The organism is Rossellomorea sp. DA94 (genome assembly GCF_029834455.1).
Taxonomy (GTDB): domain Bacteria; phylum Bacillota; class Bacilli; order Bacillales; family Bacillaceae_B; genus Rossellomorea; species Rossellomorea vietnamensis.
The window spans coordinates 3,578,513-3,605,140 of sequence record NZ_CP122397.1 but is presented as its reverse complement, the minus strand read 5'-3'; the positions used below and the strand labels follow the sequence as shown (position 1 = coordinate 3,605,140).

General features: G+C 45.4%; 32 protein-coding genes. 25 read left to right on the top strand and 7 right to left on the bottom strand.

All coding sequences use genetic code 11. The features are described 5' to 3' along the window. The first annotated feature begins 73 nt into the window (after positions 1-73). Positions 74-988 (top strand): EamA family transporter RarD, encoded by a 915-nt coding sequence (rarD, locus tag P8596_RS18815; protein WP_034756193.1) that lies wholly within the window; start codon positions 74-76, stop codon positions 986-988. 88 nt (positions 989-1,076) lie between these two features. Here rarD and P8596_RS18810 read toward each other — a convergent pair whose 3' ends face one another. Then, the gene (locus P8596_RS18810; RefSeq protein ID WP_034756196.1) at positions 1,077-1,877 is read right to left on the bottom strand and encodes an NAD kinase; all 801 of its coding nucleotides are present in this window, start codon (positions 1,875-1,877) and stop codon (positions 1,077-1,079) included. A gap of 150 nt (positions 1,878-2,027) precedes the next feature. Between P8596_RS18810 and sppA the strand changes: the two genes are divergently transcribed. The 8 genes from sppA (at position 2,028) to P8596_RS18770 (ending at position 9,566) form a co-directional block, all read left to right on the top strand. Beyond that, positions 2,028-3,038 carry a signal peptide peptidase SppA gene (gene sppA / locus P8596_RS18805; protein WP_279724707.1) on the top strand — a complete coding sequence of 337 codons (1,011 nt, stop codon included), beginning with the start codon at positions 2,028-2,030 and terminating at the stop codon, positions 3,036-3,038. A 92-nt stretch (positions 3,039-3,130) separates the two neighbouring features. Continuing rightward, complete coding sequence (locus tag P8596_RS18800) at positions 3,131-3,583, top strand: RDD family protein (RefSeq protein WP_224522332.1); 453 nt, start codon at positions 3,131-3,133, stop codon at positions 3,581-3,583. Positions 3,584-3,933: 350 nt separating this feature from the next. Further along, a complete protein-coding gene (locus tag P8596_RS18795; RefSeq protein WP_254652159.1) occupies positions 3,934-4,644 on the top strand; it encodes a DUF2953 domain-containing protein in 711 nt (236 codons plus the stop codon). Between the two features lie 15 nt (positions 4,645-4,659). Beyond that, positions 4,660-5,136 carry a GerW family sporulation protein gene (ytfJ, locus tag P8596_RS18790; protein WP_224522194.1) on the top strand — a complete coding sequence of 159 codons (477 nt, stop codon included), beginning with the start codon at positions 4,660-4,662 and terminating at the stop codon, positions 5,134-5,136. Between the two features lie 128 nt (positions 5,137-5,264). Then, a complete protein-coding gene (tpx, locus tag P8596_RS18785; protein ID WP_224522195.1) occupies positions 5,265-5,765 on the top strand; it encodes a thiol peroxidase in 501 nt (166 codons plus the stop codon). 131 nt (positions 5,766-5,896) lie between these two features. Further along, a complete protein-coding gene (locus P8596_RS18780) occupies positions 5,897-6,883 on the top strand; it encodes a class I SAM-dependent methyltransferase (protein WP_371928690.1) in 987 nt (328 codons plus the stop codon). Between the two features lie 324 nt (positions 6,884-7,207). After that, entirely contained in the window at positions 7,208-8,401 is a 1,194-nt protein-coding gene (locus P8596_RS18775; protein ID WP_224522197.1) for an acetate kinase, read from the top strand. A gap of 325 nt (positions 8,402-8,726) precedes the next feature. Beyond that, complete coding sequence (locus tag P8596_RS18770; protein WP_224522198.1) at positions 8,727-9,566, top strand: EcsC family protein; 840 nt, start codon at positions 8,727-8,729, stop codon at positions 9,564-9,566. 27 nt (positions 9,567-9,593) lie between these two features. Here the strand turns inward: P8596_RS18770 and P8596_RS18765 are convergent, their stop codons facing one another. After that, on the bottom strand, positions 9,594-9,905 hold the full coding sequence (locus tag P8596_RS18765; RefSeq protein ID WP_279724705.1) for a hypothetical protein: 312 nt from the start codon (positions 9,903-9,905) through the stop codon (positions 9,594-9,596). 211 nt (positions 9,906-10,116) lie between these two features. Here P8596_RS18765 and P8596_RS18760 point away from each other — a divergent pair, with 211 nt between their 5' ends. Together P8596_RS18760 and argH are read left to right on the top strand one after the other, a co-directional pair. After that, positions 10,117-11,328, top strand: coding sequence for an argininosuccinate synthase (locus P8596_RS18760; protein WP_279724703.1), 1,212 nt, complete (start codon positions 10,117-10,119; stop codon positions 11,326-11,328). After that, positions 11,325-12,719 carry an argininosuccinate lyase gene (gene argH, locus P8596_RS18755; RefSeq protein WP_279724702.1) on the top strand — a complete coding sequence of 465 codons (1,395 nt, stop codon included), beginning with the start codon at positions 11,325-11,327 and terminating at the stop codon, positions 12,717-12,719. The genes P8596_RS18760 and argH overlap by 4 nt, the downstream gene beginning before the upstream one ends. A gap of 101 nt (positions 12,720-12,820) precedes the next feature. On the opposite strand, the gene P8596_RS18750 is transcribed toward argH, so the two are convergent. Further along, positions 12,821-13,273, bottom strand: a complete 453-nt coding sequence (locus P8596_RS18750; RefSeq protein ID WP_279724701.1) for a universal stress protein — start codon at positions 13,271-13,273, stop codon at positions 12,821-12,823. Between the two features lie 108 nt (positions 13,274-13,381). On the opposite strand from P8596_RS18750, the gene P8596_RS18745 reads away from it, so the two are divergent. Together P8596_RS18745 and P8596_RS18740 are read left to right on the top strand one after the other, a co-directional pair. Next, positions 13,382-13,534, top strand: a complete 153-nt coding sequence (locus P8596_RS18745) for a hypothetical protein (protein ID WP_179886503.1) — start codon at positions 13,382-13,384, stop codon at positions 13,532-13,534. A gap of 133 nt (positions 13,535-13,667) precedes the next feature. After that, a complete protein-coding gene (locus P8596_RS18740) occupies positions 13,668-14,765 on the top strand; it encodes a flavin monoamine oxidase family protein (RefSeq protein ID WP_279724699.1) in 1,098 nt (365 codons plus the stop codon). Positions 14,766-14,807: 42 nt separating this feature from the next. Here P8596_RS18740 and P8596_RS18735 read toward each other — a convergent pair whose 3' ends face one another. Together P8596_RS18735 and P8596_RS18730 are read right to left on the bottom strand one after the other, a co-directional pair. Next, positions 14,808-15,461 (bottom strand): SDR family NAD(P)-dependent oxidoreductase, encoded by a 654-nt coding sequence (locus P8596_RS18735; protein ID WP_279724697.1) that lies wholly within the window; start codon positions 15,459-15,461, stop codon positions 14,808-14,810. A 68-nt stretch (positions 15,462-15,529) separates the two neighbouring features. Then, complete coding sequence (locus P8596_RS18730; protein ID WP_254652153.1) at positions 15,530-15,961, bottom strand: MarR family winged helix-turn-helix transcriptional regulator; 432 nt, start codon at positions 15,959-15,961, stop codon at positions 15,530-15,532. A gap of 159 nt (positions 15,962-16,120) precedes the next feature. On the opposite strand from P8596_RS18730, the gene P8596_RS18725 reads away from it, so the two are divergent. Further along, a complete protein-coding gene (locus P8596_RS18725) occupies positions 16,121-17,086 on the top strand; it encodes a quinone oxidoreductase family protein (protein ID WP_279724695.1) in 966 nt (321 codons plus the stop codon). Between the two features lie 162 nt (positions 17,087-17,248). On the opposite strand, the gene P8596_RS18720 is transcribed toward P8596_RS18725, so the two are convergent. Beyond that, positions 17,249-18,499 (bottom strand): FtsW/RodA/SpoVE family cell cycle protein, encoded by a 1,251-nt coding sequence (locus P8596_RS18720; protein WP_279724693.1) that lies wholly within the window; start codon positions 18,497-18,499, stop codon positions 17,249-17,251. After that, positions 18,490-18,834 carry a PadR family transcriptional regulator gene (locus P8596_RS18715; RefSeq protein WP_279724691.1) on the bottom strand — a complete coding sequence of 115 codons (345 nt, stop codon included), beginning with the start codon at positions 18,832-18,834 and terminating at the stop codon, positions 18,490-18,492. The genes P8596_RS18720 and P8596_RS18715 overlap by 10 nt, the downstream gene beginning before the upstream one ends. A gap of 245 nt (positions 18,835-19,079) precedes the next feature. Between P8596_RS18715 and P8596_RS18710 the strand changes: the two genes are divergently transcribed. The 11 genes from P8596_RS18710 to P8596_RS18660 all read left to right on the top strand — a co-directional run bounded on the left by P8596_RS18710 (position 19,080) and on the right by P8596_RS18660 (position 26,628). Beyond that, on the top strand, positions 19,080-19,547 hold the full coding sequence (locus P8596_RS18710) for an NUDIX hydrolase (RefSeq protein ID WP_279727029.1): 468 nt from the start codon (positions 19,080-19,082) through the stop codon (positions 19,545-19,547). A gap of 175 nt (positions 19,548-19,722) precedes the next feature. Then, a complete protein-coding gene (locus tag P8596_RS18705; RefSeq protein WP_279724690.1) occupies positions 19,723-20,388 on the top strand; it encodes a Type 1 glutamine amidotransferase-like domain-containing protein in 666 nt (221 codons plus the stop codon). A 43-nt stretch (positions 20,389-20,431) separates the two neighbouring features. Then, positions 20,432-20,929: a hypothetical protein gene (locus tag P8596_RS18700; RefSeq protein ID WP_279724689.1), complete on the top strand. Its 498-nt coding sequence runs from the start codon at positions 20,432-20,434 to the stop codon at positions 20,927-20,929. Between the two features lie 208 nt (positions 20,930-21,137). After that, the gene (locus tag P8596_RS18695) at positions 21,138-21,476 is read left to right on the top strand and encodes a PadR family transcriptional regulator (protein WP_224522210.1); all 339 of its coding nucleotides are present in this window, start codon (positions 21,138-21,140) and stop codon (positions 21,474-21,476) included. A 1-nt stretch (position 21,477) separates the two neighbouring features. Beyond that, on the top strand, positions 21,478-21,822 hold the full coding sequence (locus P8596_RS18690; RefSeq protein WP_224522211.1) for a DUF1048 domain-containing protein: 345 nt from the start codon (positions 21,478-21,480) through the stop codon (positions 21,820-21,822). A 138-nt stretch (positions 21,823-21,960) separates the two neighbouring features. Continuing rightward, the gene (locus tag P8596_RS18685) at positions 21,961-22,734 is read left to right on the top strand and encodes an ABC transporter ATP-binding protein (RefSeq protein WP_279724688.1); all 774 of its coding nucleotides are present in this window, start codon (positions 21,961-21,963) and stop codon (positions 22,732-22,734) included. Beyond that, on the top strand, positions 22,724-23,473 hold the full coding sequence (locus P8596_RS18680; protein ID WP_279724687.1) for an ABC transporter permease: 750 nt from the start codon (positions 22,724-22,726) through the stop codon (positions 23,471-23,473). The genes P8596_RS18685 and P8596_RS18680 overlap by 11 nt, the downstream gene beginning before the upstream one ends. Before the next feature lie 206 nt (positions 23,474-23,679). Next, entirely contained in the window at positions 23,680-24,144 is a 465-nt protein-coding gene (locus P8596_RS18675; protein ID WP_279724686.1) for a DUF3291 domain-containing protein, read from the top strand. A gap of 192 nt (positions 24,145-24,336) precedes the next feature. Next, the gene (locus tag P8596_RS18670; protein WP_279724685.1) at positions 24,337-25,410 is read left to right on the top strand and encodes a peptidyl-alpha-hydroxyglycine alpha-amidating lyase family protein; all 1,074 of its coding nucleotides are present in this window, start codon (positions 24,337-24,339) and stop codon (positions 25,408-25,410) included. A gap of 139 nt (positions 25,411-25,549) precedes the next feature. After that, positions 25,550-26,131 carry a sugar O-acetyltransferase gene (locus tag P8596_RS18665; RefSeq protein WP_279724683.1) on the top strand — a complete coding sequence of 194 codons (582 nt, stop codon included), beginning with the start codon at positions 25,550-25,552 and terminating at the stop codon, positions 26,129-26,131. A 149-nt stretch (positions 26,132-26,280) separates the two neighbouring features. Next, entirely contained in the window at positions 26,281-26,628 is a 348-nt protein-coding gene (locus tag P8596_RS18660) for a YciI family protein (protein ID WP_279724681.1), read from the top strand.

The window sequence follows — 26,628 nt, the reverse complement described above, 5'->3', positions numbered from 1 at the left end:
TCATTGCCCCCCAAACTTTTCACCGATATAATGGAGATATTTCGGAAATAGAAATAGTTTTGGGGGTGTTTTTATGAAGCAAGATCAAGCCGGGATCCTATATACGGCATTTTCATACTTATTATGGGGGATACTGCCGATTTATTGGAAATGGGTAAATCATGTGTCGGCGGATGAAATCCTTGCCAACCGCATCTTTTGGTCGTTCTGGTTCATGCTTCTATTCTTGTTCGTCAGCAAGCGTTGGAAGGAATTCACCAACTATTTGAAAACATCTCTCACCAAAAAGAAGCAGTTATTCGCTTTGCTGCTTGCTTCACTACTGATCAGTACGAACTGGTTTATCTACATATGGGCCGTGAATACAAACCAGATGGTGGAAGCAAGCCTGGGCTACTATATCAATCCACTGGTCAGCGTGCTGCTTGGCGTATTCATCCTGAAGGAAAGCCTGTCGAAGGCACAGGTCATTTCCTTTGGATTAGCCGCCATCGGGGTGCTGATCCTGACTCTTTCATACGGGGAATTTCCCTGGATTGCCATCGGACTCGCGTTCTCATTCGGCCTATACGGATTAGCCAAAAAGCTCATCCAAGTGGAATCATCCATCGGCCTTACACTCGAAACGATGACCATCGCACCAATATCCCTGATCTACCTTGGCTACATGTGGCAAGAAGGAACCCTTTCCCTCTTTCACGTTTCAGTAGGGACGGACCTTCTACTGATGGGAGCCGGGGCAGCGACAGCGATTCCATTATTGTTTTTCTCCAAGGGTGCCCAGCAGATCCCGCTGTACATGGTCGGATTTCTGCAGTATATCGCCCCGACGATCACATTGATACTCGGTATATTCATGTATCATGAAGAGTTTTCTGTTACCCATCTCGTTTCGTTCATGTTCATTTGGCTTGCCTTGACGGTCTTCACCGCATCGCGTGTGCAGTACGCCAGGAAACGCCGACGGGATGCCAGATTGTCGGCATGATGAAAAACGCTCCAGTCATTTTGACTGGAGCGTTTTTGTGTGGGATTTAGTTAGTATTGTCATACACCATTTTCAGAACCCATTCAACCTACAAAAACGAACGCTTCACTTTTTCCCAGAACGAGTTATCCTTCAATTTTACCGTTTTAATGACTTTGTCACTCAGTTTGGCTTCGACTTTTTCCACATGCTGAATGCTCAGCGCCTCGTTATCCATTCCCATGGCAGGGTAGTCGTTTCCGTCCTGGACGATCTTCAGTACGAGTCGGCGCTGGCCGCTCACGATGAAGGAGGATCCGAGTGTACGGTAGCGGTTATTGTTCAGGGAAGCCATTTCGCTCACCTGGATGCAAGGGAGCATCGGATCGACGACGGCACCGTTGACGGATTTGTTATAAGCGGTGCTACCCGTTGGAGTCGCGAAGATCATGCCGTCGCCACGGAATGTTTCGAAATGTTTGTCGTCGATGAAGACGTCCATGACGAAGGTTTTGATGATGCCGGAGCGGATGCTGAATTCATTCAGGCAGTGGAAGGACGTCTGATTGTCGACGGTCACTTCGATGGTCGGGTATTTACGTACTTCGATCTGTTCGGTTGTCATGGCTTCAATCATCTTGGATGTGTCATCGATGTGGAAGTCACAGTACATGCTCAGCGTACCGCCGGTTGAAATACCTGCATACAGGCAGTCCTCCCTGAAGCCGGTTTGCCGGACGGCCTGAAGGAATGTTCCGTCGCCTCCGATGCTGACGATGATATTCGCGTTCTTCGAAGATTCTACTATATTGAAATCATACCGCCTTGCCAGTTCATATAATTGATCAAGTTTGGCCTGCATTCCTTCTTGATGAAGGGCATAGAAAAAGATATTTCGACGGTTATTCATCGTATGTACCTCCCAGGATAAAAGATAATTTTTCCCATTTACATGAAATTTTGCTAGAATCTAACTTAGTGAATATTCTATCATGTTTCCCCATGAGAATGATATTCATATCCTTACATAAGATAGGGTAAACGAGGGAGGAATATACAGATGAATGCAAAAAGGTGGACGGCATTAGGAATCGCTGGCGCATTATTCTTTGTTTCGGTAATCGTCAACTTTGCGACCTCTGCTGTGACAAGTGATGTTAATCAAGCATTTGAAGACATGTTCGGAGGGACGGACAATCCATTCTCCGAGGAAATCATCGATGAAGGGAATGCGAATAAACGGATCGCGGTCCTGGAAGTGGAAGGTGTCATCCAGGATACGGGTGGTGCAAGTTCCTTATTCGAAAGCCCGGGCTATAACCACGAGCTCTTTATGGATAAGCTTGATGCCGTTGAAAAAGACAAATCAGTCAAAGGGATCATTTTAAAAGTGAATTCCCCAGGCGGAGGCGTGGTAGAGAGTGCGCAGATCCACTCAAAGCTGGTTGAAATCATGGAAAAAACGAAGAAGCCGATCTATGTATCGATGGGTGGTACGGCGGCATCCGGAGGCTACTACATATCAGCACCGGCTACAAAAATCTTTGCCAGCAAAGAAACGCTCACGGGTTCACTTGGTGTTATCATGCACAGCATCAACTACTCAGAACTTGCTGAGAAATACGGCGTCGATTTTGTCACAATCAAAAGTGGCCCGTATAAGGACATTATGAGTCCGACCCGTAAAATGACCGATGAAGAACGGAAGATCATTCAATCCATGATCGATAATTCGTATGAAGGTTTCGTGGATGTCATCGCCAAAGGTCGTGATATGTCTGAAGCGGAAGTGAAGAAGATTGCCGACGGACGTGTGTACGATGGAATCCAGGCGAAGGAAGTCAATCTGATTGATGAATTCGGCTATGTGGAAGATACGATTGCCGCGATGAAAAAGGATTATAAATTGAAAGATGCACAAGTATTTGAATACACGGCGGGCGATCCTTTCTCCGAGTTCTTAGGTATGGGTGCAAAGAAAATGATGGGGCAGGATATGGAAGCAGCGGCATTGATGAAGCTTCTTTCAAACCCAGGATCTCCACGATTGATGTATCTCTATTCTGAATAAGGAAGGTGAATGAAGTGAGTGATCGCTATGAACATAATGAAACACGGGAGCATATCGAAGTCCAATCTTCTTCTCCTGACTTTTCAAAGACCATCCCCCACGACGGTTATTACCTGGCGGGATTCTGGATTCGTTTCTGGGCGTATCTGGTCGATCTGATCGTCATCGGCAGCATCACGCGGCTGATTGTGAATCCAATCTTTAAACTATTGGACATTTCCTTATCCGACGGCTCGATGTTTGCCCCGATCTCGATTCTGACGAGTATCGTTTTTTACGGATACTTTATCCTGATGACGAAATACTTTAGCCAGACGATCGGGAAGATGGTATTCGGTATTCGTGTCATTGAGCTTAAAGGTGGTAAACCATCATGGGGAACCATCCTCTTCAGGGAACTGATCGGCCGGTTCATCTCCACGACCGTCTTTATTTTATATGTGGTGGTGGCGTTTACCAATAAGAAGCAGGGCATTCATGACCTGTTTGCTGATACGACGGTGGTACAGGAAAAGAAGAAGCTGGAATTTACTCCGGCTGTGTAAAAAGAGAGGCAAACCTGCTGGTGGGGCGGGTTTGTTTTTTTTTTTATGCGGAATTGGATTTCTGTGAAGAAAATGAGATGACTTTGTGAAATGTTACCTTTTTATGGAAAATAACGCAATTACTTGGTGAAATGACGCAATTAAATAAATAATGACGCAATCACAGGAATAATGACGCAATCACAGGAATAATGACGCAATTAATCGAAAAACGACGCAATCACCACCCAAAATGACGCAATCCCCGTCAGGACCCCTCCCCAAGAGCCGATTTTCCCCTGCATTTTCCACCCACTGGAGTTTATTTTCCCCAACAAAGGCCATAATAAGAGGTTGAAGGGTGTGAATTTATGAGCTGGTGGATCTGGACGTTAATCATTATCGCGGCACTTATTATTTTTCTATTATTCATTCTTATTATCACGAAGCTGACCATCACAATCTCCCTATACCATGGAAATGACAATGATCATTTCAAGGTGAAGCTGAGGGCGTGGTTCGGGTTGATCAAGTATACGATCGATATCCCCCTCGTGAAACTTGATGACGATGGTCCGAATGTTGTCGTCGAACAAGAAACGAAGAAAGGGAAGGAGAGCGACCCTTCCAAGAAAAAGGCTTCCAAAAAGAAAATCACGCCTCACGATTTCATTGCGAGTTTAAATGATACAAAGGAAATCGTCATCCACGTCCAGTCCATGCACCGGATCATCCGGGGGTTTCTGAAAAAAGTCAAACTGGATCAGATCGAGTGGAAAACTTTATTCGGAACCGGGGATGCGGCATCGACGGGGACGCTGACTGGGACGATTTGGGGAATGAAAGGGAGCATCATCGGCATCCTGAGCGGGTATATGCGCCTTCAATCTATGCCTGTCATCGAGGTGACCCCGACTTTTCAGCATGCAGTGATCCAAACGCAATTTTCATGTATTATCCAGTTTCGCATAGGGAATGCTATCCTAGTAGGTTTCAAGATACTTCGGTACTGGAGAGGCGGTATGGCTAAGTTCAAGACAAAGCCCCTTTCCACCATTTCTGGAGAAAAACATTCAGTTTAACTAGGAGGTCTTCATATGTCAGAACATCCGATTGAAGGTCTGATGACCACGGCAATGGAAAATTTAAAAGAAATGATCGATGTGAATACGATCATCGGTGATCCCGTTGAAACACCCGATGGAAGTGTCATCCTTACCGTTTCAAAGGTAGGCTTTGGGTTTGCTGCAGGTGGTAGTGAGTTCATCATCGACAGTAAGGGAAAAGACGACAGCGGTAAAGGCGGAGAAGGCGGCGGTGACAAGTCATCCCCTAAGCAGCAGCCGTTTGGCGGAGGTAGCGGTGGCGGTGTCTCCATTACCCCGATCGCGTTCCTGATAGTCAGCTCGAAAGGAATCAAGATGCTTCATTTAGATGAAAGCACTCACCTGATCGATCGCCTGCTGGACCTTGCTCCTGGTGCCATCGAGAAGATCCAGGGCATGATGAAAAAGGACGGCAATAAAGAGGATCAGAACGGACAGCACAATCAAAATCATAAGATGGAGCTGTAAATGATTGTGAGCTTACTCGAATGAGTGAGCTCATCTTTTTTTTGAAAAGGACCCCTATGATTTGCTTTCCCCCTCCCTTTTTCTGTACTATGAAAGGGTACATACTATTCATAGAGGAGGAACAAATAATGGCAAATATCACGTTTAAGAATAACCCTGTCACTCTATTAGGTAATGAGGTTAAAGTAGGCGACAAAGCTCCCAACTTCACAGTATTAGCTAATGATCTATCGGAAGTCACACTGAATGATTCCAAGGGCAAGGTACGTCTGATCAGTGTCGTTCCTTCCATCGATACCGGTGTTTGTGATGCACAGACACGTAAGTTCAATGAAGAAGCAACGAAATTTGATAACGTGGAAGTATTGACGATTTCAGTGGACCTTCCATTCGCACAAAAACGCTGGTGCGGAGCGAACGGAATCGAAAATGTCCAAACCCTTTCCGATCACCGCGACCTTTCTTTCGGTGAAGCATTCGGCGTGCACATCCAGGAACTTCGTCTTCTGGCACGTGCTGTATTCGTTGTGAACAGCAATGATGAAGTAACGTATGTGGAATATGTAAGCGAAGCGACTGACCACCCGAATTATGACGCTGCCGTAGAAGCAGTGAAAAACGCGAAATAATCCGTCCCAACCAGAATATTCATTAAGACATGCTGACCTGACTTTCTCATGGTCAGCATTGTTTTTTTTTACAAACGTCCTGGACAAAGGTAAAATAGATGAATGAAATTGTGATAAAGGAATGAATGCCCATGATAAATTCGCCAGTCGAATCATTATTTGGAATAATCGACGAAACGGCTACACTGCTGAAGGATGAACTTGCCTGCAGTTATTTAGAAGCCGTTGCCGAAACGGGGGAGAACCTGTTTCAGGGGGACGTCCTCCAGGAAGAAGTCAGTGAACTGACCAAGAAGCGCCTGAACAAAAAGTACGACGAAGCAAACGTTTCTCAACTTGAGAATGAAAATATCCGTAAAGCATTCCAATTCGCTATTTTAAAAGGAATGAAGGAAAACGTGCAGCCGAATCATCAAATGACGCCGGACTCACTTGGGCTGTTCATCAGCTACCTGGTGAATAAATTCACGGCGGGCATGAATAAGCTGACTGTCCTTGACCCTGCAATCGGAACGGGGAATCTCCTGACGACGGTGTTGAACCAGATGCCGGGTAAAGAAACCCAGTCCATCGGTGTCGAAATCGATGAAGTGCTCATCAAACTTGCCTACGTGGGAGCAGATCTTCAGAAGCATCCACTGCAGCTCTTTAACCAGGATTCATTGGAGCCGTTGTTCATCGATCCCGTCGACCTTGTCCTGTGCGACCTGCCGATCGGGTATTACCCGAACGACCTGCGCGCCCAGGATTATGAGCTGAAAGCGGAAGAGGGCCACTCATATGCCCACCATCTGTTCATCGAACAAAGCTTGAAGCACACGAAAGACGGCGGATACCTCTTCTTCATCGTGCCGAACGGCCTTTTCGAATCGCCGCACAGTGCACAGCTTCAAGGATACCTGAAAGAGAAAGCAGACATCCAGGGCTTCCTGCAGCTGCCACTTTCACTGTTTAAAAATAAAAACTCGGCGAAGAGCATCCTGATCCTTCAGAAGAAAAAGGAAGGAATCAAGCCTCCTAAAGAGGTATTGCTTGCTCAACTGCCAAGCCTATCGAATCAGAGAGCCCTTCAGGATATCCTGTCGAAGATTGATCAGTGGCTTGTGCAGAATAAATAATCGTATGAATAGAGACTGCCTTTGGGCGGTCTTTTTTTATGGGTGTTTTACTGGATAGGTGTTCGGGGTATGCAGGGAGTGAGGGGTTTATAGTCCGTTTTTTCAAGTTTATCAACCGAAATTTCAATATATCGACGAATCCTCCAGATAGTATTCGCACTTTTGTGAAAACATTTAATTTAACATGAAAACGATGTCATTTCAAGCTTTTTCTTGAAATAGGGTGGAGTCAGTGATTTAATGGGGAATTGAGAGATAAAAAACGATTCAATGAACAGAATAATGGTAGAGTCGATAGATCGAAAACAAAAGGAGCGATACAACGTGGCAAAAAAAGTGATTGCAATTAATGCTGGAAGCTCTTCGCTAAAGTTTCAGCTTTTTGATATGCCTGAAGAAACAGTCATTACCAAAGGTCTAATTGAACGTATCGGATTGAACGATGCGGTTTTCAATATAACAGTGAACGATGAGAAACGTGAAGAAGTAACGGATATCCCGAACCATGAAGTAGCGGTTAAAATGCTGCTTGAAAAGCTGACAGGCTATGGCATCATCAACTCGCTTGATGAAATCGAAGGTATCGGACATCGTGTTGTACACGGTGGGGAAGTCTTCAATGAATCCGTTCTGATCACTGACGAAGTGATTAACAAAATCGAAGAACTTTCTGATCTGGCACCCCTTCATAACCCTGCAAACTTAACGGGAATCAAGGCATTCCAAAGCGTACTGCCGAATGTTCCTGCGGTTGCTGTGTTTGATACAGCGTTCCACCAAACGATGCCTGAAAGCTCATTCTTATACAGCCTTCCGTATGAGTACTATGAAGATTTCGGAATCCGTAAATATGGTTTCCACGGGACTTCCCACAAGTATGTATCTCAGCGTGCAGCTGAAATGCTTGGCCGTCCGGAAGAGCAAGTGCGCCTGATTTCTTGTCACTTAGGGAATGGTGCAAGTATCGCAGCCATCGAAGGCGGGAAATCCATCGATACATCCATGGGCTTCACACCACTTGCCGGTGTTGCCATGGGAACTCGTTCAGGTAATATTGACCCGGCCCTTATCCCGTTCATCATGGAGAAAACAGGATCAACGGCTGATGAAGTATTAAATATCCTGAACAAGAAATCCGGTATGCTTGGTGTATCAGGATTCTCAAGTGACCTTCGTGATATCGAGATGCAGGCTTCAGAAGGTAACGAGCGTGCGGAATTGGCTCTTGAAGTGTTCGCTAACCGTATCCACAAATACATCGGTTCCTATGCATCACGCATGTACGGTGTAGACGCGATCGTCTTCACGGCTGGTATCGGTGAAAACAGTACATTGATCCGTGAAAAAGTCCTTCAAGGCTTGGAATTCATGGGCGTATACTGGGATCCGGCACGCAATCAGGTCCGTGGTAAAGAAGCATTCGTCAACTATCCGCATTCACCGGTAAAAGTCATGATCATTCCTACGAATGAAGAAGTCATGATTGCTCGTGATGTTGTGGAAAAAGGGAATATCTAATAAATGAAACGGGATCGCCGGCTATGGCGGTCCTTTTTTTTGTTCAGAAAATGAGGGACGGACCTCAAAAAAATCCCTAGCGGAGGAATCATGCGGAAAATGACCTGTATCATGCCGGATTTAGGATAATCGTGCGTGTATTTACATTTTCATGCGAGATTCACATCTATTATGCGATATTCCAATAAATCATGCCGGATTGTCGGATTTTCTTTGCGAATAGAGTATACTGACTATTCCCACCATTATCCCCGTCACAAAGGATTTGTCCATTCCATATATGGTATACTATACGTAATTTAAGGAATGTAAGGAGTGGGGAGAAGTGAACTGGTCAGAACGAGATAATCAGGTATGGCAGTCGATCAAGGCTTGGAGAGAAGAGTTGTATGAATATGAAGCGAATGATTTGGAGCATACATATGTGAAGTGGCTGGATTACGCGTTTGAATCGATTCCTGAAGATGTTCAGGATCAGTTTTTTCAGCGTCTTGATGGCTGGTTGTTTCATATGCATTCCCTGATTCAAGGTTCACAGATGCAAAATGACGCAAGGGAGCGGATCCTTGTGACGGCGCGGGCCTTCAATCAGGACATTCAGACGGTCGAGGATCTTCATTATTTAACGATTGACCAGCTTCATTACATAGCGGAGCAGCATGCGGGACGCCATCGCATCTACTCCCTGTTGCAAGGAGGGGTGACGGGTACCGGGGGGCTGGTGGCTCTGGGTTCGGATCTGCCTGCCATGCTCGTCATCAATCTCCGTTCGGTGCAGCTCATCGCCATCACGTATGGATTCGATGTTCAGACGCCGTTTGAAATGATGACGTCGCTGAAGGTGTTCCATGCCGCAACCTTGCCGGCAAGGCTCCGGGCTCTTGCTTGGGAGGATCTGAAGGAGGACTTGAACAAGAAGGATTCCAATTACTTCTACGACGGGTCGGAGCAGCTGACGGATTATACGTGGCTCGAGGGGTCCATGAAGCAGGCACTGAAAGCGATGGCCATCACCATGTTTAAGGGTAAGAAGTGGTCGGGTCTGCCTCTTGTCAGCATTGCCATCGGAGCGGGCTCCAATTATCAGCTTTCCAGGAAGATCACTGATTTTGCCGAAAAATATTATCAATACCGCTATCTGCGCGATAAGAAAAATGAACAATAAAAAAAGGGGAATGATGTGTTCAACGCATCATTCCCTTTCTGTTTTTTCCGGATTGGTCCGGTACCAAAGCCATAGATCATTGATTTCCGAAGCACGTTCAGAGATTTCATGATTGATCTTGCAGGACCGCTCAAAATCATCTTCCCCAGCCAGTTCATCCTGAAGGCGCTCGATCTCCCCATCAATTTCCCCGATCCGGTCTGGAATGGTTCCCCGGACACGCTCCCACTCCAGGAGAATCACTTCCTGTTCCTCTGATGAATATTTCGGCCATTCCTTCAACTGCAATGGGAGGTGGATTCCCAGTCTTGAATCATATGAAAAAAATTCGTTCGTCATCTATCTGGATGCTCCTCACATTTCATTCTTCTTTCATCCTACAATAAATTCCTGCTGAAGCCCAGTGCGAAGGGGATGTCACCAATTGTCCATAAAATAATTATACAAATTCATGAATAAGTATTGATGTATTTCTCGTAAACTGCTAATATAAATTCATCTTAAAGAATAAATATTCATTTATATAGAAAATCAACAGGAGGAGATACGGATGAATAAAAAAGTGGTATTAGCCTACTCAGGTGGTTTGGATACGTCGGTTGCAGTTCAATGGTTAAAGGAAAAAGGATATGAAGTCATTGCATGCTGCCTGGATGTAGGGGAAGGAAAGGACCTTGATTTTGTACAAGAGAAGGCATTGACGGTGGGAGCTTCCAAGAGCTATGTGATCGACGCGAAAGAAGAGTTCGCAAATGATTACGCGCTTATCGCGCTGCAAAGTCATGCACTCTACGAAGGAAAGTACCCACTGGTGTCCGCTCTATCAAGACCGTTGATTGCAAAAAAACTTGTAGAAATTGCCGAACAGGAAAACGCAACGGCCGTGGCACATGGCTGTACGGGAAAAGGAAATGACCAGGTGAGATTCGAAGTGTCCATCGCGGCATTGAATCCTGATTTAGAAGTAATCGCCCCGGTTCGTGAATGGAAATGGTCACGTGAAGAGGAAATTGAATATGCGAAGGATAAGGGGATTCCGATTCCCATCAATCTTGATTCACCATACAGCATCGACCAGAATCTATGGGGCAGAAGCAATGAGTGCGGAGTGCTCGAAAATCCTTGGGCTGCACCACCGGAAGATGCATACGACCTAACATCAAGCATCGAAGAATCGCCAAATGAAGCAGATGTGGTTGAAATCACGTTTTCCAAAGGGGTGCCTGTGGAACTGAATCACGTGGCATATCCTCTTGATGAAATCATTGCGAAACTGAATGTGCTGGCCGGTAAGCACGGAGTCGGACGTATCGATCATGTGGAAAACCGTCTTGTCGGCATCAAGTCACGTGAAGTATACGAATGTCCGGCTGCCATGACTCTTTTAAAAGCTCATAAGGAACTGGAAGACCTGACATTGGTGAAAGAAGTTGCCCATTTCAAACCGGTGATCGAGAAAAAAATGACAGAATTAATTTATGAGGGACTTTGGTTCTCTCCATTAAATAAAGCGTTGAAGGCATTCCTTGATCAAACGCAAGTGTATGTAAATGGTGTCGTACGCGTGAAATTATTCAAAGGTCATGCCATCGTCGAAGGAAGAAAATCACCGAACTCCCTGTATGATGAAAACCTTGCAACGTACACAAAAGCGGATGAATTTGATCATGATGCTGCCATTGGATTCATTCAACTATGGGGTCTGCCGACGAAGGTGTCTTCCATGGTCAACGCTGAGAAGAAAGAGAAAGTCACTCTATGAGTAAGCTGTGGGGAGGCCGTTTCACCAAAAAGCCTGAAGAGTGGGTGGATGAATTTAATGCATCCATCTCATTCGACCAGGAGCTTGTACTGGAGGACATTGAAGGCAGCATCGCCCATGTGAAAATGTTGAAAAAGTGCGGGATTCTGACAAACAGTGAATCCGATCAGATCCTCGATGGCCTCCATGTGCTGTATGGAAAAGCTGAAAAGAATGAGCTTCAGTTTTCCGTTGAATATGAGGACATTCATTTGAATCTGGAGAAGCATCTGATCGATTTAATCGGTGAGGTCGGCGGCAAGCTCCACACGGGCAGAAGCCGTAACGACCAGGTGGCGACAGACATGCATCTCTTTTTAAAAAGACGTGTGGAGGAAATCGTCAAGCTGGTTGAGGACCTTCAGGAAGCGATCATCGCCCAGGCGGAAGCAAATGTTGAAACGATCATTCCAGGGTACACTCATCTACAGCGTGCCCAACCTATCTCGTTCGCTCATCATCTGATGTGTTATTTCTGGATGCTGAATCGTGATAAGGAGAGACTCGCTGATTCTCTGAAAAGAATCGATATCTCCCCATTGGGAGCTGGGGCACTGGCAGGAACGACATTCCCCATCGACAGGGAATATTCAGCCGAGCTCCTTGGCTTCGGTGCTTGCTATGAAAATAGTCTCGATGCCGTAAGTGACCGTGATTTCATCTTGGAATTCCTGAGCAACAGCTCGATCATGATGACCCATCTTTCCCGTCTCGCGGAAGAGATGATCCTGTGGTCCACGGAGGAGTTCCGATTCATCGAGCTTGATGACAGTTTCACGACGGGTAGCAGCATTATGCCGCAGAAGAAGAATCCGGATATGGCGGAGCTTGTCAGAGGGAAGACGGGCAGGGTGAATGGAAATCTCATTTCTCTTCTCACTGTGTTAAAAGGTCTGCCCCTTGCATACAACAAGGACATGCAGGAAGACAAGGAAGGCATGTTCGATACGGTGAAAACCGTCGTGGGATCGCTTAAGATCTTTACGGGCATGATTTCGACGATGAAGGTGAATAGTGAACAGATGAAGGAAGCGGTCGGGAATGATTTTTCCAATGCGACAGAGCTTGCGGATTACCTGGCGACGAAGGGGATTCCGTTCAGACAGGCACATGAAATCGTTGGGAAGCTTGTGCTGTATTGCATCGAGAAGGGATGCTATCTGAAGGATGTATCGCTTGAGGAGTATGGTGAGTTTTCTTCGTTGATCGAGAAGGATATTTATTCGATTTTGACTCCTTATTCGGCTGTGGAGAGACGGAAGTCGTATGGTGGTACGGGATTTGAGCAGGTGAAGGTGCAGATTGGGAAGGGGAAGGCTGAGTTGGGATCTTTGGCTGCTCAATCTGTGTAATTGATAGTGCTGATTGATTTCCTTTCTAATATCACCAAAAAGAGCGGTTGAAAAGGAACCTTCTCCTTCAACCGCTCTTTTTTTGGGGGAAGATGGTAAAATCAATCTTCCACTTCTTCCGTTCTGACAACCAGTACGTCGCAGTGGGCAGCCCGGGTGATGTGTTCGGAGACGCTGCCGATGAGGAAGCGTTCGACGGCGTTGAGGCCGGTGGCTCCGCATATGATGAGATCTGCTTTGACGTTTTTGTTTGCTTCTCTTGGGATGATCACTTTCGGGGAGCCGTATTCGACATAGGTTTTGACTTTGGTCAATCCGGCTTTGCCCGCTTCGTCTTTGTACTCGTTTAATAATTCTTCAGCATACTTGATGGCTCTTTCTCCCACTGTGCGGTCGTAGGATTCGATGGCCGCGAAAGAGCGGGTGTCGATGACGTGGATCAGGGAAAGAATGGCGTCGTTCCGTTTGGCGATGGCAATCGCTTTTTTGAAGGCCCATTCTGCTTCCCTGGATCCATCTACAGCTACTAATATGTTGTGATATTTTAAACTCATTGTGATCCCCTCCTTACATTCATCATACTATATTTTCCCACTTATATCTGTAGCCAATTTTCGAACAATAATGGAGAATAGACTACTTATTTTTAAGGGGGAATCACCATGAAGAAGAAGGATCCGAAAGAGCAGTTCACATATGATGAAAATGCGAACCAACAGGTAAGCCAGCAGATCATGGATTCGTATACGAGCGGTGTCATCGATACGGAGAATGGTCAGTATGGTACGTATGAAAACGAGCAATATGAAGAGTAGGTAAAGGAAAAGCTTGTAGAGACAGTTAATGTTTCTGCAAGCTCTTTTTTTATGGCTTAAGCTCCCCTGAATGAAAAGGTCCGTCCCTTCTGCTACAATACTCTATATTATAAAGAGAATAGGAGGTCACGGCATGAAGAAACCTGTGATCATTGTCGGGGCTGGCCTGAGCGGTCTCAGAGCCGCTTCCCTCCTCCACTCGAAAGGCGTTGAGTGTGTGGTCCTTGAAGCCCGGGGAAGAATTGGAGGAAGAGTCATAAGCGAGACCATCGGAGGGACGGACCTTGCGAGAGTGGACCTCGGACCGACGTGGTTCTGGCCTGACTATGAGCCTCTCATCACACGTCTTGTAAAGGAGCTCGGTTTACAGACGTTCCTGCAGCATACGGAAGGAGCCCTTCTCTATGAGCAGTCAGAAAATGTTGTCCCGCAACAGCATGTGTTACCGGAAGGAGCTGTGCAAAGATCTTTCAGGCTGCACGGCGGTGTGAAGTCACTCATTGATGCCGTCTATGATACTCTTCCGCCCGGTACTGTTCAGTTGAATACAACCGTAAAAACAATCCGGATGGATAACGGTGGGGGCATCACGGTCGAAGCTGATGAGCTAGGCGGGAAGAAGGAATGGAAGGCAGAAGCTGTGATCCTTGCCATGCCACCACGACTTGTGGCACGACATCTTTCATTCTCACCTTCTCTTCCGGAAGCCCTTATCCAAAGCATGCTTGAAATGCCGACTTGGATGGCGGGACAGGCAAAGGCAATAGCCATTTATGAACGGCCTTTCTGGCGGAAGGATGGTCTTTCGGGTCAGGTAACGAGCTGGGCAGGTCCTCTTCAGGAAATACATGACGCTTCACCAGATAAAGGGGCAGGTGCTTTGTTTGGATTCTTCGGGATGCCGGCTGCAACGCGCAGGGAGCTGGGTGAGGATAAAATAGTGGAGCTTGTCTTGGAACAGCTGAAACGCTTATTCGGTGAGCAGGCGGGTTCGCCAATCTCCCTTCTGTACAAGGACTGGTCAGATGACCCACATACTGCCGTAAAAGAAGATGCTGAACCGCTGATGAATTTTCCTGAATATGGTCCACTTGGGCATGCAGGTGTGTGGGAAAGGAAAATCCTATTTGCCGGAACCGAAACAGCAGCCGAAAGTGGCGGTCATCTGGAAGGTGCTCTCCGGTCGGCTGAACGTGCGGTTTCCAGATTACTGGAGAACCCATATAAATAAAGAGAGAGCCATCACATCAACCCTGTGATGGCTCTTGATCTGTCACGCCTCTTCGTACACAACCTCAACGTCTCCTTTATCCTCATGCATCTTGAATAAAGCTCCCGCAATCTTATCCCCCGAGAAATAAGTGTCTTCCTGAACGAATCCGTTAATGGTCAGAGTCCCTACAAAGATCCCTTTCGGCGTCAGTTCCTGATTCAGACTGTAAGCGAGGTTTCTTAAGCCCGCTTTTCCAACGGATAATGAAGCAACGTCTGCACTTGGATAGAGCGCAAGACCTCCACCTGTCAAAAGAATGGATCCGGAGTTTTTTTTCATGAAAGGAAGGATTTCCTGAACGGCGACTAGTGCACCTGCCACGTTCACTTTAAAGTCATAAACGAAATCCTCCACATTGATCGCAGTCGGTTGTCCAGGTCGGATGGACGCTGCATTATACAACAGGACCTCGATTTTATCACCAAATGCAGCCCTTACTTCAGAAAGGGCCTTTTTCATGGACGATCCGGATGAAACATCACCTTGAAATCCTTTTGCTATGATACCGTGCGCCGCTAAATCAGTTTCAAGCTCCTGAAGTGAAGAGAGTGTACGAGAAATGAGTGCCACCTTGTACCCTTTCAATCCGAAATTCTTCGCTGTCTCATAGCTGATCCCTTTACCGGCTCCGATGATGACAATCGTTTTATTCATAATGTATTCCTCCGATTTTTATATTTGTATATGCAAATGAATGGGTAAAAAAAGAGTGTAAAACATTCTCACTCTTTTTCAAGCTTTAGACTTGCTTCATGCAGCATCCGACTTAAATCCAGGCTGAAATCCTTCCCCAGTGTCTCGGAATAATCCTGGAACATTTCTTTGATCGACACGCGGAATTCACGGTACAATTCTTCCCCTTCCTCCGTTAACGAAATGAAGGTTTGCTTACCGGACATTTTGCGAACGACGATGTCTCGCTTTTCCAGTTTATCAATGAAACGTGTACTGGTTGAAGGAGCAATGGCCAGCTTTTGACATAGTTCTTTCTGTGTAATTCCAGGCTTGAAGTGAATAACCATGATCATATAAAAGTAAGATGGAGCAAGTCCCCCGGCATCCAGGTGTTTTTCAGCAAGTTTGGTGATGCTGCGGGAAAAACGGCTTGCCGTGAAATATAAGCAGTGAATCAGAACGTCTTCTTCTTGATTCATAAGGTCAACATCCTTTCATTTGCACATACAAATTAACATAGGGAAGAACTCCTTGTCAATATAAGCGGCAGTTATGATGTTCCTTTCAGTTTTTCTATTATACGGATACCAGACTTTTACATTAAAATAAAAAGGAGATAGTGGAAAAGGGGTGTTGGAATGAAAGCAGTGATTCAACATGAATTTGGGGATTCCCATGTGCTTCAATTAGCGGAAGTGGAGGCTCCAATCATTAGTAAAGATGAAGTGTTGATCAAAACGGCATGTACGAGTGTGAACTATGCAGATATTAAATCAAGGAAGGGCAAAAAAGGAAAGGGGAAATTTCCTTTCACACTTGGTCTCGATGCAGCTGGGACTGTCGTTGAAGCCGGGGAATTCTCCGGGCTTGAGGCAGGAGACCGGGTCATTGCGTTTCCGATAGGTGGTTCATACGCCGAATATGTAAAAGCCCATAAACAACTTACGTTTAAAATTCCTGAAGAACTTTCCTTTGAACAGGCGGCTGCCATGCCGACTGTGTCAATCCTGTCCCATATCCTACTACATGAAATTGGCCAGGTGAAGAAAAGCGATACGATCGTTGTCCATAGCGGGGCCGGGGGAGTCGGTTCCATGCTCGTTCAATTCGCGAAGCTTGCCGGGGTTAAGACAGTCATTGCAACGGTCGGCAACTTGAGCAAGGAGGACTATGTAAAGAGGTTGGGAGCAGATCTAGTGTGTACATACGACACGTTTTCAGAAGAAGTCCTTCACCTGACGAATGGAAGTGGGGCGCAAGTCATTTTCGATTCCGTGGCCGGAGAAGTCACGTCGGCGAGTCTGGACTGCCTGGATTTATACGGAACCCTCGTTCAATTCGGTAACAGCAGTGGCAGTGCGGGACATTTCAACACAAGCGATGTTCATTCCTCCTGCCGAAATGTAAAAGGGTTCAGCCTGGGAACAACGAGGAAGCATCGTCCGGACATGTTGGCTCCCGCTGCTGAAAGAGTGATTGAGCTATTTGCAGCTGCCAAAGTAACGCTCCCCATTGCCAAGGTATTCGATTTAAGTGAAGCCAAACAGGCTCATGATTTGATCGAGAGTCGTGCGTATGAGGGGAAGGTATTGATTAAAGTATAAGGATGGTTAAAATAAGATATCGAGTTCATGTGGTAAAAGTATGATCTAGAGGAATGTTAGAAGTGAACAGTTTGGTGGTTTATAAAATACTTTGAGTAATATGTTATATGTACAATAAAAAGGAACAGTAACTCAAGCTGTTCCTTTTTATCTATGAATTTATTAATTTGCCACAACCAAATCAACGGTATTTCGTCTTCTATATATACTCAATAACAATCCTACTGCCAGCATTTCAAAGATGATATGGGAGCCGCCAAAGCTAATAAATGGAACGGAAACTCCAGGAAGAGCCGATAATCCCATATTTGCAAGAATGCTTACTGTAAATTGAGCTGTAAAAGTAGCGGCAAGGCCAACCACAAGCAGTTTACCGAAGGCATTATTCACACTTCTTGAAAGGGTAAAGGCTCTGTATATAAAATAGACAATCGTCCCGGAGACCGCGATGGCGGCCAACCAGCCAAATGAATAGATGGTATACGCCAGGATAAAATCTGTATGAACTTCGGACATGAAGCTTGGAGCAGTCTTAAGGGTATTCCCTATAAGATCCGCATCCTTAAATGGCAGGTGAGCATATGGACTGATCCTCGTATGTTGGGCATGCATGAACAAATGCACAATCGGCCATATAGTCGAGACGGCTGCAAATGTGATCACTTGTTTAAGGGCGGCACTCGAAGCATGCATGATGGCAGTACAGACCAGAATGCTGATGAAGGTAGTGGCTAAGGCACCAGTCGTCGACAATAAAGCGATGGGGATTGAAATCATTCCTACACCAAACCATAACGAACGTGTACTCTTCCAATTCCATGAATGAAAGATACCTGCAAAGGAAATGATCAAAAGATAGGGAGTCACTTCCGTCACATTCACATGGGCAATACCTAAATTTAAAAATGGCACACCATCCACTCTATCGCCAGTTATAACGGTCAAAAGTAGAAGAAGGACCGTCCCCGCGTAAACGTACTTCGAGTAGGTTAATAGTTTCCGATAATCGAAGGTATACAAAGCCAGCATGATCAGAAGACCGATTATATAAAAAACAAGACTTTTATTGAAAACACTCATTTCATTGAGGTCTGCAATAGTGGAATGGAATTGCAAATAATACATGATCAATAACCCGAATAGAGAAGCGGCCATTACTGGAAGAATGGTTTTGACATCCAGAGGGGCTTTATGGGTCTTATCTAACTGTTCACCCACTACATCTGCGTCTCCCAAATGTGTTAGAGCATAGTCGATTGCTTCTTCCTCAGAGAGCCCTCTGCTCATGGCTTCCTCTTTCAATGAAAGGAGATGATCCTGAATTTCAAACGTTATTTGAGCATGGACATCTTTGTTTCTGACCCGCTTACAGATTCTTTCAATATACGAATCAATCTTTTTTTCTATTCCCATACGCTTTTCTCTCCATTAAGGACTTGGTCCACAGCCTGTTTAAATGTGGACCATTCCGCTTTCTTTTCCTGAATAAATTCTCTTCCGGAGTCATTTAACTTGTAGTATTTTCTTTTTCTCTTTCCAGACCCTTCTTCCCAATAAGACAGAATGAATCCTTTATCCTCCAGTGTGTGCAGGATGGGGTAGATCGTCCCTTCTTTCATGTTGAAAATGCCGTCAGATTTCAATTCCAGCTCTTTAATAATTTCATAGCCATACATCGGTTTGGCATCCAGCAAGCTTAATATCAGGGTAGTGGTACTCCCTTTCAGCAGCTCTTTACTTATTTTCATAGATTGGTTCCCTCCATATACATAGTATACCTATGCATAGTATTTATATGTGTATTGTATATGGCATCAATACAACTGTCAATGTTGGTTTTTGGTACAGAGTGAAGCCATTCTTTCGTATAATCCTTTTACATGATGAAGGGGCTTGCCCAAACCTCCACCATTTGAAATAATTGGTACGAAAATAAAGGAAAGGTTTGAAATGCAATATTAAAGGTGAAATAGCATGAAAAGGAGTTTAGATGATGGGATACATAGAAGAATTGAGGGAAATCGTGGGTCACAGGCCATTACTATTTGTAGGGGCCGTGACGGTTATTGTGGATGAAATGGGAAGGTTACTGCTTCAACAGCGAACATATCCGAAAGGTGTCTGGGGAATTGCGGGGGGACTGATGGAACTTGGGGAATCCACTGAAGAGGTTGCGAGAAGGGAAGTATATGAGGAAACGGGATTGAGAGTCGATGAACTTCATTTAATCAATGTGTATTCAGGACCGGAACACTATGTAAAGGCCGAAAATGGTGATGAGTTTTACGTCGTAACGGTTGCCTATTATTCGGAGGGGTATGAAGGAGAATTGAACATAGATCAATCTGAATCGATTACATTTGAATTTTTTTATCCTGATGAACTGCCAACCAATATGGTTAAAAGCCATAAAGTGATAGTGGATGAATTTTTGTCTAAATATTACAGAAAAGGTGTATAACATATGACGGCAGATATAAGGGAACGAAGCAACAGCAAATGGTAAATAAACGCGGTCTTTTATCCAAGGAGGATAAAAGGCCATTTTTGTTGAATTCCTTATGGAACAAGTAGCGCTGGTTAAGATCTAGTGCATAAATGAAAATCCGTTTTGATCACACTAAGGAGATGAAATCATGAAATTACTGCTCACATCAGCAGGCGTCAATAACAAAAGCATACACGAAGCATTGGTTGCGATGCTCGATAAACCGATCGCCGATTGCACTGCCCTATGCATCCCCACCGCCATGTACGGACACCCCTGGGTCGGTCCCGGCGTCAGAACGTGGGAGTTCATCAGCGGAAATTCAGAGAATCCCATGGTGGATTTGGGATGGAAGTCTGTCGGCGTACTGGAACTAACAGCGTTGCCAAGCATCCATAAAGAACGCTGGGTACCACTCGTTAAAGAGACGGATGTCTTTCTCGTATCCGGCGGTGACGCTCTCTATTTGGCTCATTGGATGCGACAATCCGGACTTGCAGATCTTTTGCCGTCGCTGGATGCAGTCTATGTGGGAATGAGTGCAGGGAGTATGGTGATGGCGCCTGTCGTCGGAGAAGACTTTGTTGGCTGGAATCCTCCGAACGGCCAAGATGAAGCGCTCGGAATGGTTGATTTTTCGATATTCCCCCATCTGGACCACGAGATGCTGCCTGAAAATACGATGGCTGATGCAGAGAAATGGGCCAGAGGAATAAAGGGACCATCGTATGCCATTGATGATCAGACAGCCATCAAGGTGATCGATGATGAAGTGGAAGTTGTTTCGGAGGGGAATTGGAGACTGTTTTCATAAGGGTTGATACCTCTTCAAAAATATAAACATATAAGGTGGGTTAATGATTAACAGTATAGGATTTTTGAACGTAACTAAACGGAAACGATTATACTCTGTAATATTAGTTGCTTCCATTCTGACCATACTATTTGTCTGGTCAGAGCCCCGAGACAGGATGTACGATCTACATTACTCTCCAAAGGAAAACATCATGACATTTGATTTTAAAACACCAACACAGGTTCCATTTGCTGAAATGAAGGTGACCAATTTTTCAGTTGTAGAAGATCAACAGGAAGCGGAAATGTCTTTATTAAACGCTGATATCAATATGATGGATATCCGAATTTCCTCATCTAAACCAGAGTATGCAGCAGATAAGATCGAAAGGGTGAAAATCGGACATGATATTTATGGTGATTTCATTCCGGATATCGCCGGGAGAAGAGTCCTTAGCTGGAAAGATGACCTGTATTATGAAGTGACTTATTACCCTAAATTAACCCCAAAAGAAGTGAGTAAAACACAGCTGATTCAAATGGCAGAGTCTTTTGATTAAAATGTAAGGTGGTTGATTGAGAATCCTTTCTAAGGACTATCATTTCTTCTGTTTCACTATCTTTCATAAATATCCACGGCAAAAGCTGAAGATCGAATTATTCATCTTCAGCTTTTATAAATTGGGTTGACAAAACCACTACTTCGTCATACTATATAGTGGTAGTTAGTATTACTGAGTACGAAACTGAAATATAGGGGGTGAATGTTTGGAAAACTTAACAGAAATGCTGAAAGGGGTCCTGGAGGGCTGTGTCCTTGAGATCATCAGCCGTGGCGAAACGTATGGGTACGAGATCACGCAGCAGCTGAGAGAACTGGGGTTCACGGATGTGGTGGAAGGCACTGTGTACACCATTACCATGCGCCTTGAAAAAAATAACCTAGTAAATATTGAAAAGAAGAAAAGCACAGTAGGGCCGCCAAGAAAATTTTACACCCTGAATGAAGCGGGTCAGGAGAAGCTCGAGATATTCTGGGGAAAATGGGATTTCCTTTCAAGCAAGATGAACGAACTCAAAACAAAAGAAATCATAAGGAGAGGTTAAGATGAAATTTATTGAAAAGATTACTGGAAGTATGGCCGACAAGCGTGAATGGAGAGCGATGGAAGCCCGTGCGAAGACATTGCCAAGTGAATACCTCAATGCCTACAAGGCGATTCAAAAATATATGTGGACAGCTGGCGGTCTTACCGACTGGAAAGACACGAGCCGAATCTTTAATGGCATTCTGGATCTGTTCGAAGAAGGGGCAGCGGAAGGCAAGGAAGTTACTGACCTCACCGGGGAAGACGTAGCCGGATTTTGTGATGAACTGGTGAAAGACTCGGAAACGTGGAGTGACAAGTACCGGGCGAAGTTGAATGATTCGATCGGTCGTGGAAAGAAGTGAATCCAATCGGTTATACCGACTGAATGGCGGGTGAAAATGCAGAACCAAGACTATTCAGTTGTTTTTTTTACCATAGTAGTAAGTGATACTGATTACCTGTAACACTAAGTAGTGTTTAAAATATAAGGAGGAAAACAGATGAGTCATGCAGCGATTTCAGTAAAAGGGTTGAAAAAGTCGTTCAAAGACAAGGAAGTCTTAAAGGGTGTGGATTTTGAGGTGAAGCGCGGGGAGATATTTGCGCTTCTTGGTTCAAATGGGGCGGGTAAAACAACGATCGTCCATATTCTTTCGACGCTGTTGAAGGCGGATGGTGGCAGTGGGAGTGTTTATAGCTTTGATGTGCAGCATCAGCCTGATCAGGTTCGTCGGAGTATCAGTTTGACAGGACAGTTTGCTGCCCTGGATGGTATCCAGACAGGAAGGGAAAATCTGATCATGATGGCGAAGTTACGGGGAGTGTCAAGTCCGTCCCGAATCGCAGATGACCTCCTCAAGAGATTCAGTCTGACGGATGCGGCCGACAGACGAGCGGATACGTATTCCGGTGGGATGAAGCGCCGGCTTGACATCGCCATGAGCCTGATCGGGGCACCCCCTGTCATCTTTCTCGATGAGCCGACGACAGGCTTGGACCCGGAAGCCCGGATGGAAGTCTGGGAAACCGTCAAGGAGCTTGCCGGTAGCGGCACGACCATTTTACTGACGACCCAATACCTGGAGGAAGCGGAACAGCTGGCGGACCGCATCGCCATCCTTCATGGAGGGGAAATCATTACGACGGGTACCCTTACTGAACTGAAGGAAATGTTCCCACCTGCGAAAGTGGAGTATATTGAGAAGCAGCCGACACTCGAGGAAATCTTCCTCGCGATCATTGGCAAAAAAGGGGGAAATGAAAATGAACAGTAACACAGGGGTATTATTTGGCCGTTTGATGCGCGGTATTTTACGGAGTCCTGATACGATCATCACGGTTGCCGTTACTCCGGTTATGATGCTACTATTGTTTGTTTATGTATTTGGCGGTGCCATTGAGACAGGGACGGACAGCTATGTGAATTACTTGTTACCCGGAATTCTGCTGATTACGATTGCGTCAGGTGTCGCTTATACCTCGCACCGGCTCTTTACGGATGCGAAGAGCGGACTGATGGCGCGTTTTAGTACGATGCCGATCAAACGCTCTTCGATATTATGGGCACACGTGTTGACTTCCCTTGTATCCAATTTGCTTGCCGTTATGGTGGTCATTCTTGTTGCACTGCTGATGGGCTTTCGTACTGGTGCTGATGTGTTGGAATGGCTGGCGGTTATCGGGGTACTTGTACTGTTTACGCTCGCTCTGACATGGCTTGCGGTTATTCCGGGATTGACGGCAGACTCGATGGAAGGGGCGACGGCTTATTCATACCCATTGATTTTCCTGCCGTTTATCAGCTCGGCCTTTGTTCCAACGGAAACGATGCCAACCGTTGTGCGGGTGTTCGCAGAGAACCAGCCAGTGACGTCCATCGTGAATGCAATTCGTGCACTATTATATGAAGGGACGGTGGGCAGCGATATATGGATAGCCCTTGCCTGGTGCGTCGCTATCATGGTCATTTCTTATTTTATTGCAGGCAGGATATTTAAACGTCAGCTTGGATAAGGGGGAGGTTCATGTTTCGCAGATTAAAAGAGAAAATAGAATGGACACAAAAGGAGTGGTGATGATTGCTTAGCAGCCAATCGTACTTTTGTGTCTTCTTTTTTTTGCGAAAAAGAGGAAGATTCTTGTTGGAAATGGAATACCATTAATATGGTAGTGGGCTTAAATAAAGGTCTTTTTCAAAGATTGTCATTGGAGGGCTGCTTATGGCATTCATTTCAATTTACACGATTGGCAGGTTGCGGAATCCTTACGACCATCCGGCGTCCCTTGGCTTTTATGACATGGGTTATAAAGTCATGCGTCAGGCTTATGCTTCGGGACATCTCATTGAGGAGTTCTCTTCAGAGGGTGTCGCCCTTCCTGAAGAGGCGAAAGGGAATGGGTACCCGGTCCTGACATTAACGGTATGGAAAAACCTTCAAACGTTGTACCGTTTTACATATGCAGGGAAACACAGTCAGGCATTGCGGAATAGGAACAATTGGATGGAGAATGATGATGGAAAACATTCTTCCTATGTCATCTGGTGGACAGAGACGGTGAAGGATGTCTCATGGGAGGAAGCTTTCAGAAGGTACGATTATTATCTTGAACATGAAGCTACTCCTTATGCGTTTGACTTAAGGCAAGCATTTGATGAGAGTGGGAACATGATTCGTATAAAATAGGGTTCCACGACGTAAAGTGTGAGAAGCTGAGAATCATCAATGGTTTTCAGCTTTTTTGTGTGTGGAAAAAACTATAAAAAAGAATGTGATACGTCTCTGGTCCTATCTCTTTTATGTCACAGGTCAGACGAAAGATCATACCATCCTATGTTACATTCATATCAGCAATAAATGATATGGAGTTGAAAGTGAATGAGAAAGAGTTTACGCATCATGATCGGAATCATCCTCCTGCTGGGAGCATTGACTGCATGGTTCAGCCGTGGAGGAAGTGATACGGTTTATAAAGAAATACCAGAAGCCAAACATTCAGCTGCTTATGAACCAGAAATTCTCTGGCCAAGGACAGAAGAAGATAAAGAAATTGCCGGGGAAGCAAGTGGAGTAGCCGTCGATAGTAAAGGAGATATTTATTATCTACATCGGGGAAGTTCGGAATATGGTGGAGAAAGCATCATACAAGAACCGACCCTTATCGTTATTGATGGAGAAACCAAGAAAGTCAAAGATCGTTGGGGAGAGAATGTATTTGCTTCCCCTCATGGATTGGAAATCGACCAAGAAGACAATGTATGGATCACAGATATAACCCAGAATAAGGTGTACAAGTTTACAGCTGACGGGCGCTTACTGGATACCTTTGGGGATGATTATCCATTTTATATGGAGCCTGCCCTGCGTATCCGGAATGTGCTGCCCAAATTCCCGACCGGGATGACAAAGGATACGTTCGCGAGGCCGACGGATGTCACTGTCATGGATGATGGCTCATTTGTCGTAAGTGATGGATACCGTAATAGACGGATTGTTAAATTTGATGCAGAGGGACAATTCCTTTGGGAGAAGAATCAACTGGGAGACCATCCGGGGGAATTGAATCTTCCCCATGGAATATCTCATGATCAGAAAGGGAACTTATATGTAGCAGACCGGAACAATGCACGAATTCAGGTGTTCACGAAGGAAGGTGAATTCCTTGATGAGTGGGATCAGAATGAGCTTGGCCGCCCATTCGGTCTCGAAGTGGGGGAAGATGGCAACGTGTATGTAGCGGATGGCGGTGATGCGCTTTATCCAAACAGTGAGAAAGGGTCTCACCAGGTCGTTGTTCTAAATCGAAACGGGAAGATCATAGACCGGTTTGGTGGCTGGGGTTCTAAGGTTGGGGAGTTGAAGATTCCCCATGATATCGCTGTGAATCAACATGGCGATATCTTTGTGGCAGAGCTTGAGAATCAACGGTTGCAGATGTTTAAACAAAAATAGGATGAACCTGAAGAGAATTTTACAAACTTCAGAGAGCAGAGTCATGCGGTCAATTTTTTTGGGAATCAGAGGTGCATAAGGATAAGAATCGTCTTATAATAGGAGAAATTCAAGGAAAAAGGTTGAAAGGAGAAACAAGATGACAGAGAAAGAAAAAATGTTAAACGGAGAGTACTATAACGCACGTGATCCCGAATTGATGGAAATGGCAAGGAAATCAAGAATCCTGATGGATCAATTCAATTCTTCCCCACCAGACCAGGCAGATAGAAAACAGAAAATCCTCGCTGATCTGCTTGAATCGGTGGGAGAGGGTGTGTGGGTGGAAAAGCCTTTCTACTGTGATTATGGACAAAACATTTCAATCGGGAAGAACACGTTTATCAATTTCAACTGTACGATTTTGGATACAAATAAAGTAACGATAGGGGAAAACGTTCTGATTGCACCGAATGTACAGATTTATTCGGCCACTCATCCCCTTCAGGCATCTGAAAGAATCAACCATGACCACGGTCCGGGTGAAGCCCCGTATCGCACGTTGACTAAGCCAATCTCCATAGGGGATAACGTATGGATAGGCGGCAACACCGTCATCCTGCCTGGCGTCACGATCGGTGACAATGCAGTGATTGGGGCGGGGAGTGTGGTGACTAAATCAATCCCTGCTGACTGTCTGGCGGTTGGTAACCCTTGTAGAGTGATAAGGGATATTAAATAGATGAAAAGTATGTGATATCCATTCTGGGACTTATTCTTGTTGAAGGCAGGGATAAGTCTTATTTTTTGCTCCGATGTGGGGAAGGAAAAACCTTTCATTCTATTGAATAATTACAGTGGTGACGTTAAACCCCGTTAGGAGGAATATCTATGCTCTTTATGATGATCGTCAAAGCCTCGAGAAATTCGGAGGCGGGTAACCTTCCAAGTCCCGAGCTTATGGAAGCAATGACGAAGTACAATGAGGAACTAGTGGAAGCAGGCGTCCGGGTGATGGCAAAGGGACTTCATCCGAGCTCGGACGGTATTCGCATCTCGTACCCTGAACCTGGCGGAAAGCCGGTCGTAACGGAGGGCCCTTTTGAAGTGGATGAATTAGTGGCAGGTTTCTTCCTGATCGATGTGAAGTCAAGGGAAGAAGCGATCGAATGGGCCATGCGAGTACCCGATCCACAAGGGCATGGGGAAGGACAGGTGGAATTGCGACAGGTGTTCTAA

Coding starts and splice junctions, on each gene's coding strand:
- P8596_RS18740 (WP_279724699.1), top strand. CDS start 13,668: ATGAAGAAACCTGTGATCATTGTCGGGGCTGGCCTGAGCGGTCTCAGA.
- argH (WP_279724702.1), top strand. CDS start 11,325: ATGAGTAAGCTGTGGGGAGGCCGTTTCACCAAAAAGCCTGAAGAGTGG.
- P8596_RS18660 (WP_279724681.1), top strand. CDS start 26,281: ATGCTCTTTATGATGATCGTCAAAGCCTCGAGAAATTCGGAGGCGGGT.
- sppA (WP_279724707.1), top strand. CDS start 2,028: ATGAATGCAAAAAGGTGGACGGCATTAGGAATCGCTGGCGCATTATTC.
- P8596_RS18715 (WP_279724691.1), bottom strand. CDS start 18,834: ATGAAAATAAGTAAAGAGCTGCTGAAAGGGAGTACCACTACCCTGATA.
- P8596_RS18665 (WP_279724683.1), top strand. CDS start 25,550: ATGACAGAGAAAGAAAAAATGTTAAACGGAGAGTACTATAACGCACGT.
- P8596_RS18735 (WP_279724697.1), bottom strand. CDS start 15,461: ATGAATAAAACGATTGTCATCATCGGAGCCGGTAAAGGGATCAGCTAT.
- tpx (WP_224522195.1), top strand. CDS start 5,265: ATGGCAAATATCACGTTTAAGAATAACCCTGTCACTCTATTAGGTAAT.
- P8596_RS18720 (WP_279724693.1), bottom strand. CDS start 18,499: ATGGGAATAGAAAAAAAGATTGATTCGTATATTGAAAGAATCTGTAAG.
- P8596_RS18730 (WP_254652153.1), bottom strand. CDS start 15,961: ATGAATCAAGAAGAAGACGTTCTGATTCACTGCTTATATTTCACGGCA.
- P8596_RS18685 (WP_279724688.1), top strand. CDS start 21,961: ATGAGTCATGCAGCGATTTCAGTAAAAGGGTTGAAAAAGTCGTTCAAA.
- P8596_RS18745 (WP_179886503.1), top strand. CDS start 13,382: ATGAAGAAGAAGGATCCGAAAGAGCAGTTCACATATGATGAAAATGCG.
- P8596_RS18750 (WP_279724701.1), bottom strand. CDS start 13,273: ATGAGTTTAAAATATCACAACATATTAGTAGCTGTAGATGGATCCAGG.
- P8596_RS18780 (WP_371928690.1), top strand. CDS start 5,897: ATGATAAATTCGCCAGTCGAATCATTATTTGGAATAATCGACGAAACG.
- P8596_RS18670 (WP_279724685.1), top strand. CDS start 24,337: ATGAGAAAGAGTTTACGCATCATGATCGGAATCATCCTCCTGCTGGGA.
- P8596_RS18680 (WP_279724687.1), top strand. CDS start 22,724: ATGAACAGTAACACAGGGGTATTATTTGGCCGTTTGATGCGCGGTATT.
- P8596_RS18765 (WP_279724705.1), bottom strand. CDS start 9,905: ATGACGAACGAATTTTTTTCATATGATTCAAGACTGGGAATCCACCTC.
- P8596_RS18760 (WP_279724703.1), top strand. CDS start 10,117: ATGAATAAAAAAGTGGTATTAGCCTACTCAGGTGGTTTGGATACGTCG.
- ytfJ (WP_224522194.1), top strand. CDS start 4,660: ATGTCAGAACATCCGATTGAAGGTCTGATGACCACGGCAATGGAAAAT.
- P8596_RS18700 (WP_279724689.1), top strand. CDS start 20,432: ATGATTAACAGTATAGGATTTTTGAACGTAACTAAACGGAAACGATTA.
- P8596_RS18810 (WP_034756196.1), bottom strand. CDS start 1,877: ATGAATAACCGTCGAAATATCTTTTTCTATGCCCTTCATCAAGAAGGA.
- P8596_RS18705 (WP_279724690.1), top strand. CDS start 19,723: ATGAAATTACTGCTCACATCAGCAGGCGTCAATAACAAAAGCATACAC.
- P8596_RS18690 (WP_224522211.1), top strand. CDS start 21,478: ATGAAATTTATTGAAAAGATTACTGGAAGTATGGCCGACAAGCGTGAA.
- P8596_RS18675 (WP_279724686.1), top strand. CDS start 23,680: ATGGCATTCATTTCAATTTACACGATTGGCAGGTTGCGGAATCCTTAC.
- P8596_RS18710 (WP_279727029.1), top strand. CDS start 19,080: ATGGGATACATAGAAGAATTGAGGGAAATCGTGGGTCACAGGCCATTA.
- P8596_RS18795 (WP_254652159.1), top strand. CDS start 3,934: ATGAGCTGGTGGATCTGGACGTTAATCATTATCGCGGCACTTATTATT.
- rarD (WP_034756193.1), top strand. CDS start 74: ATGAAGCAAGATCAAGCCGGGATCCTATATACGGCATTTTCATACTTA.
- P8596_RS18725 (WP_279724695.1), top strand. CDS start 16,121: ATGAAAGCAGTGATTCAACATGAATTTGGGGATTCCCATGTGCTTCAA.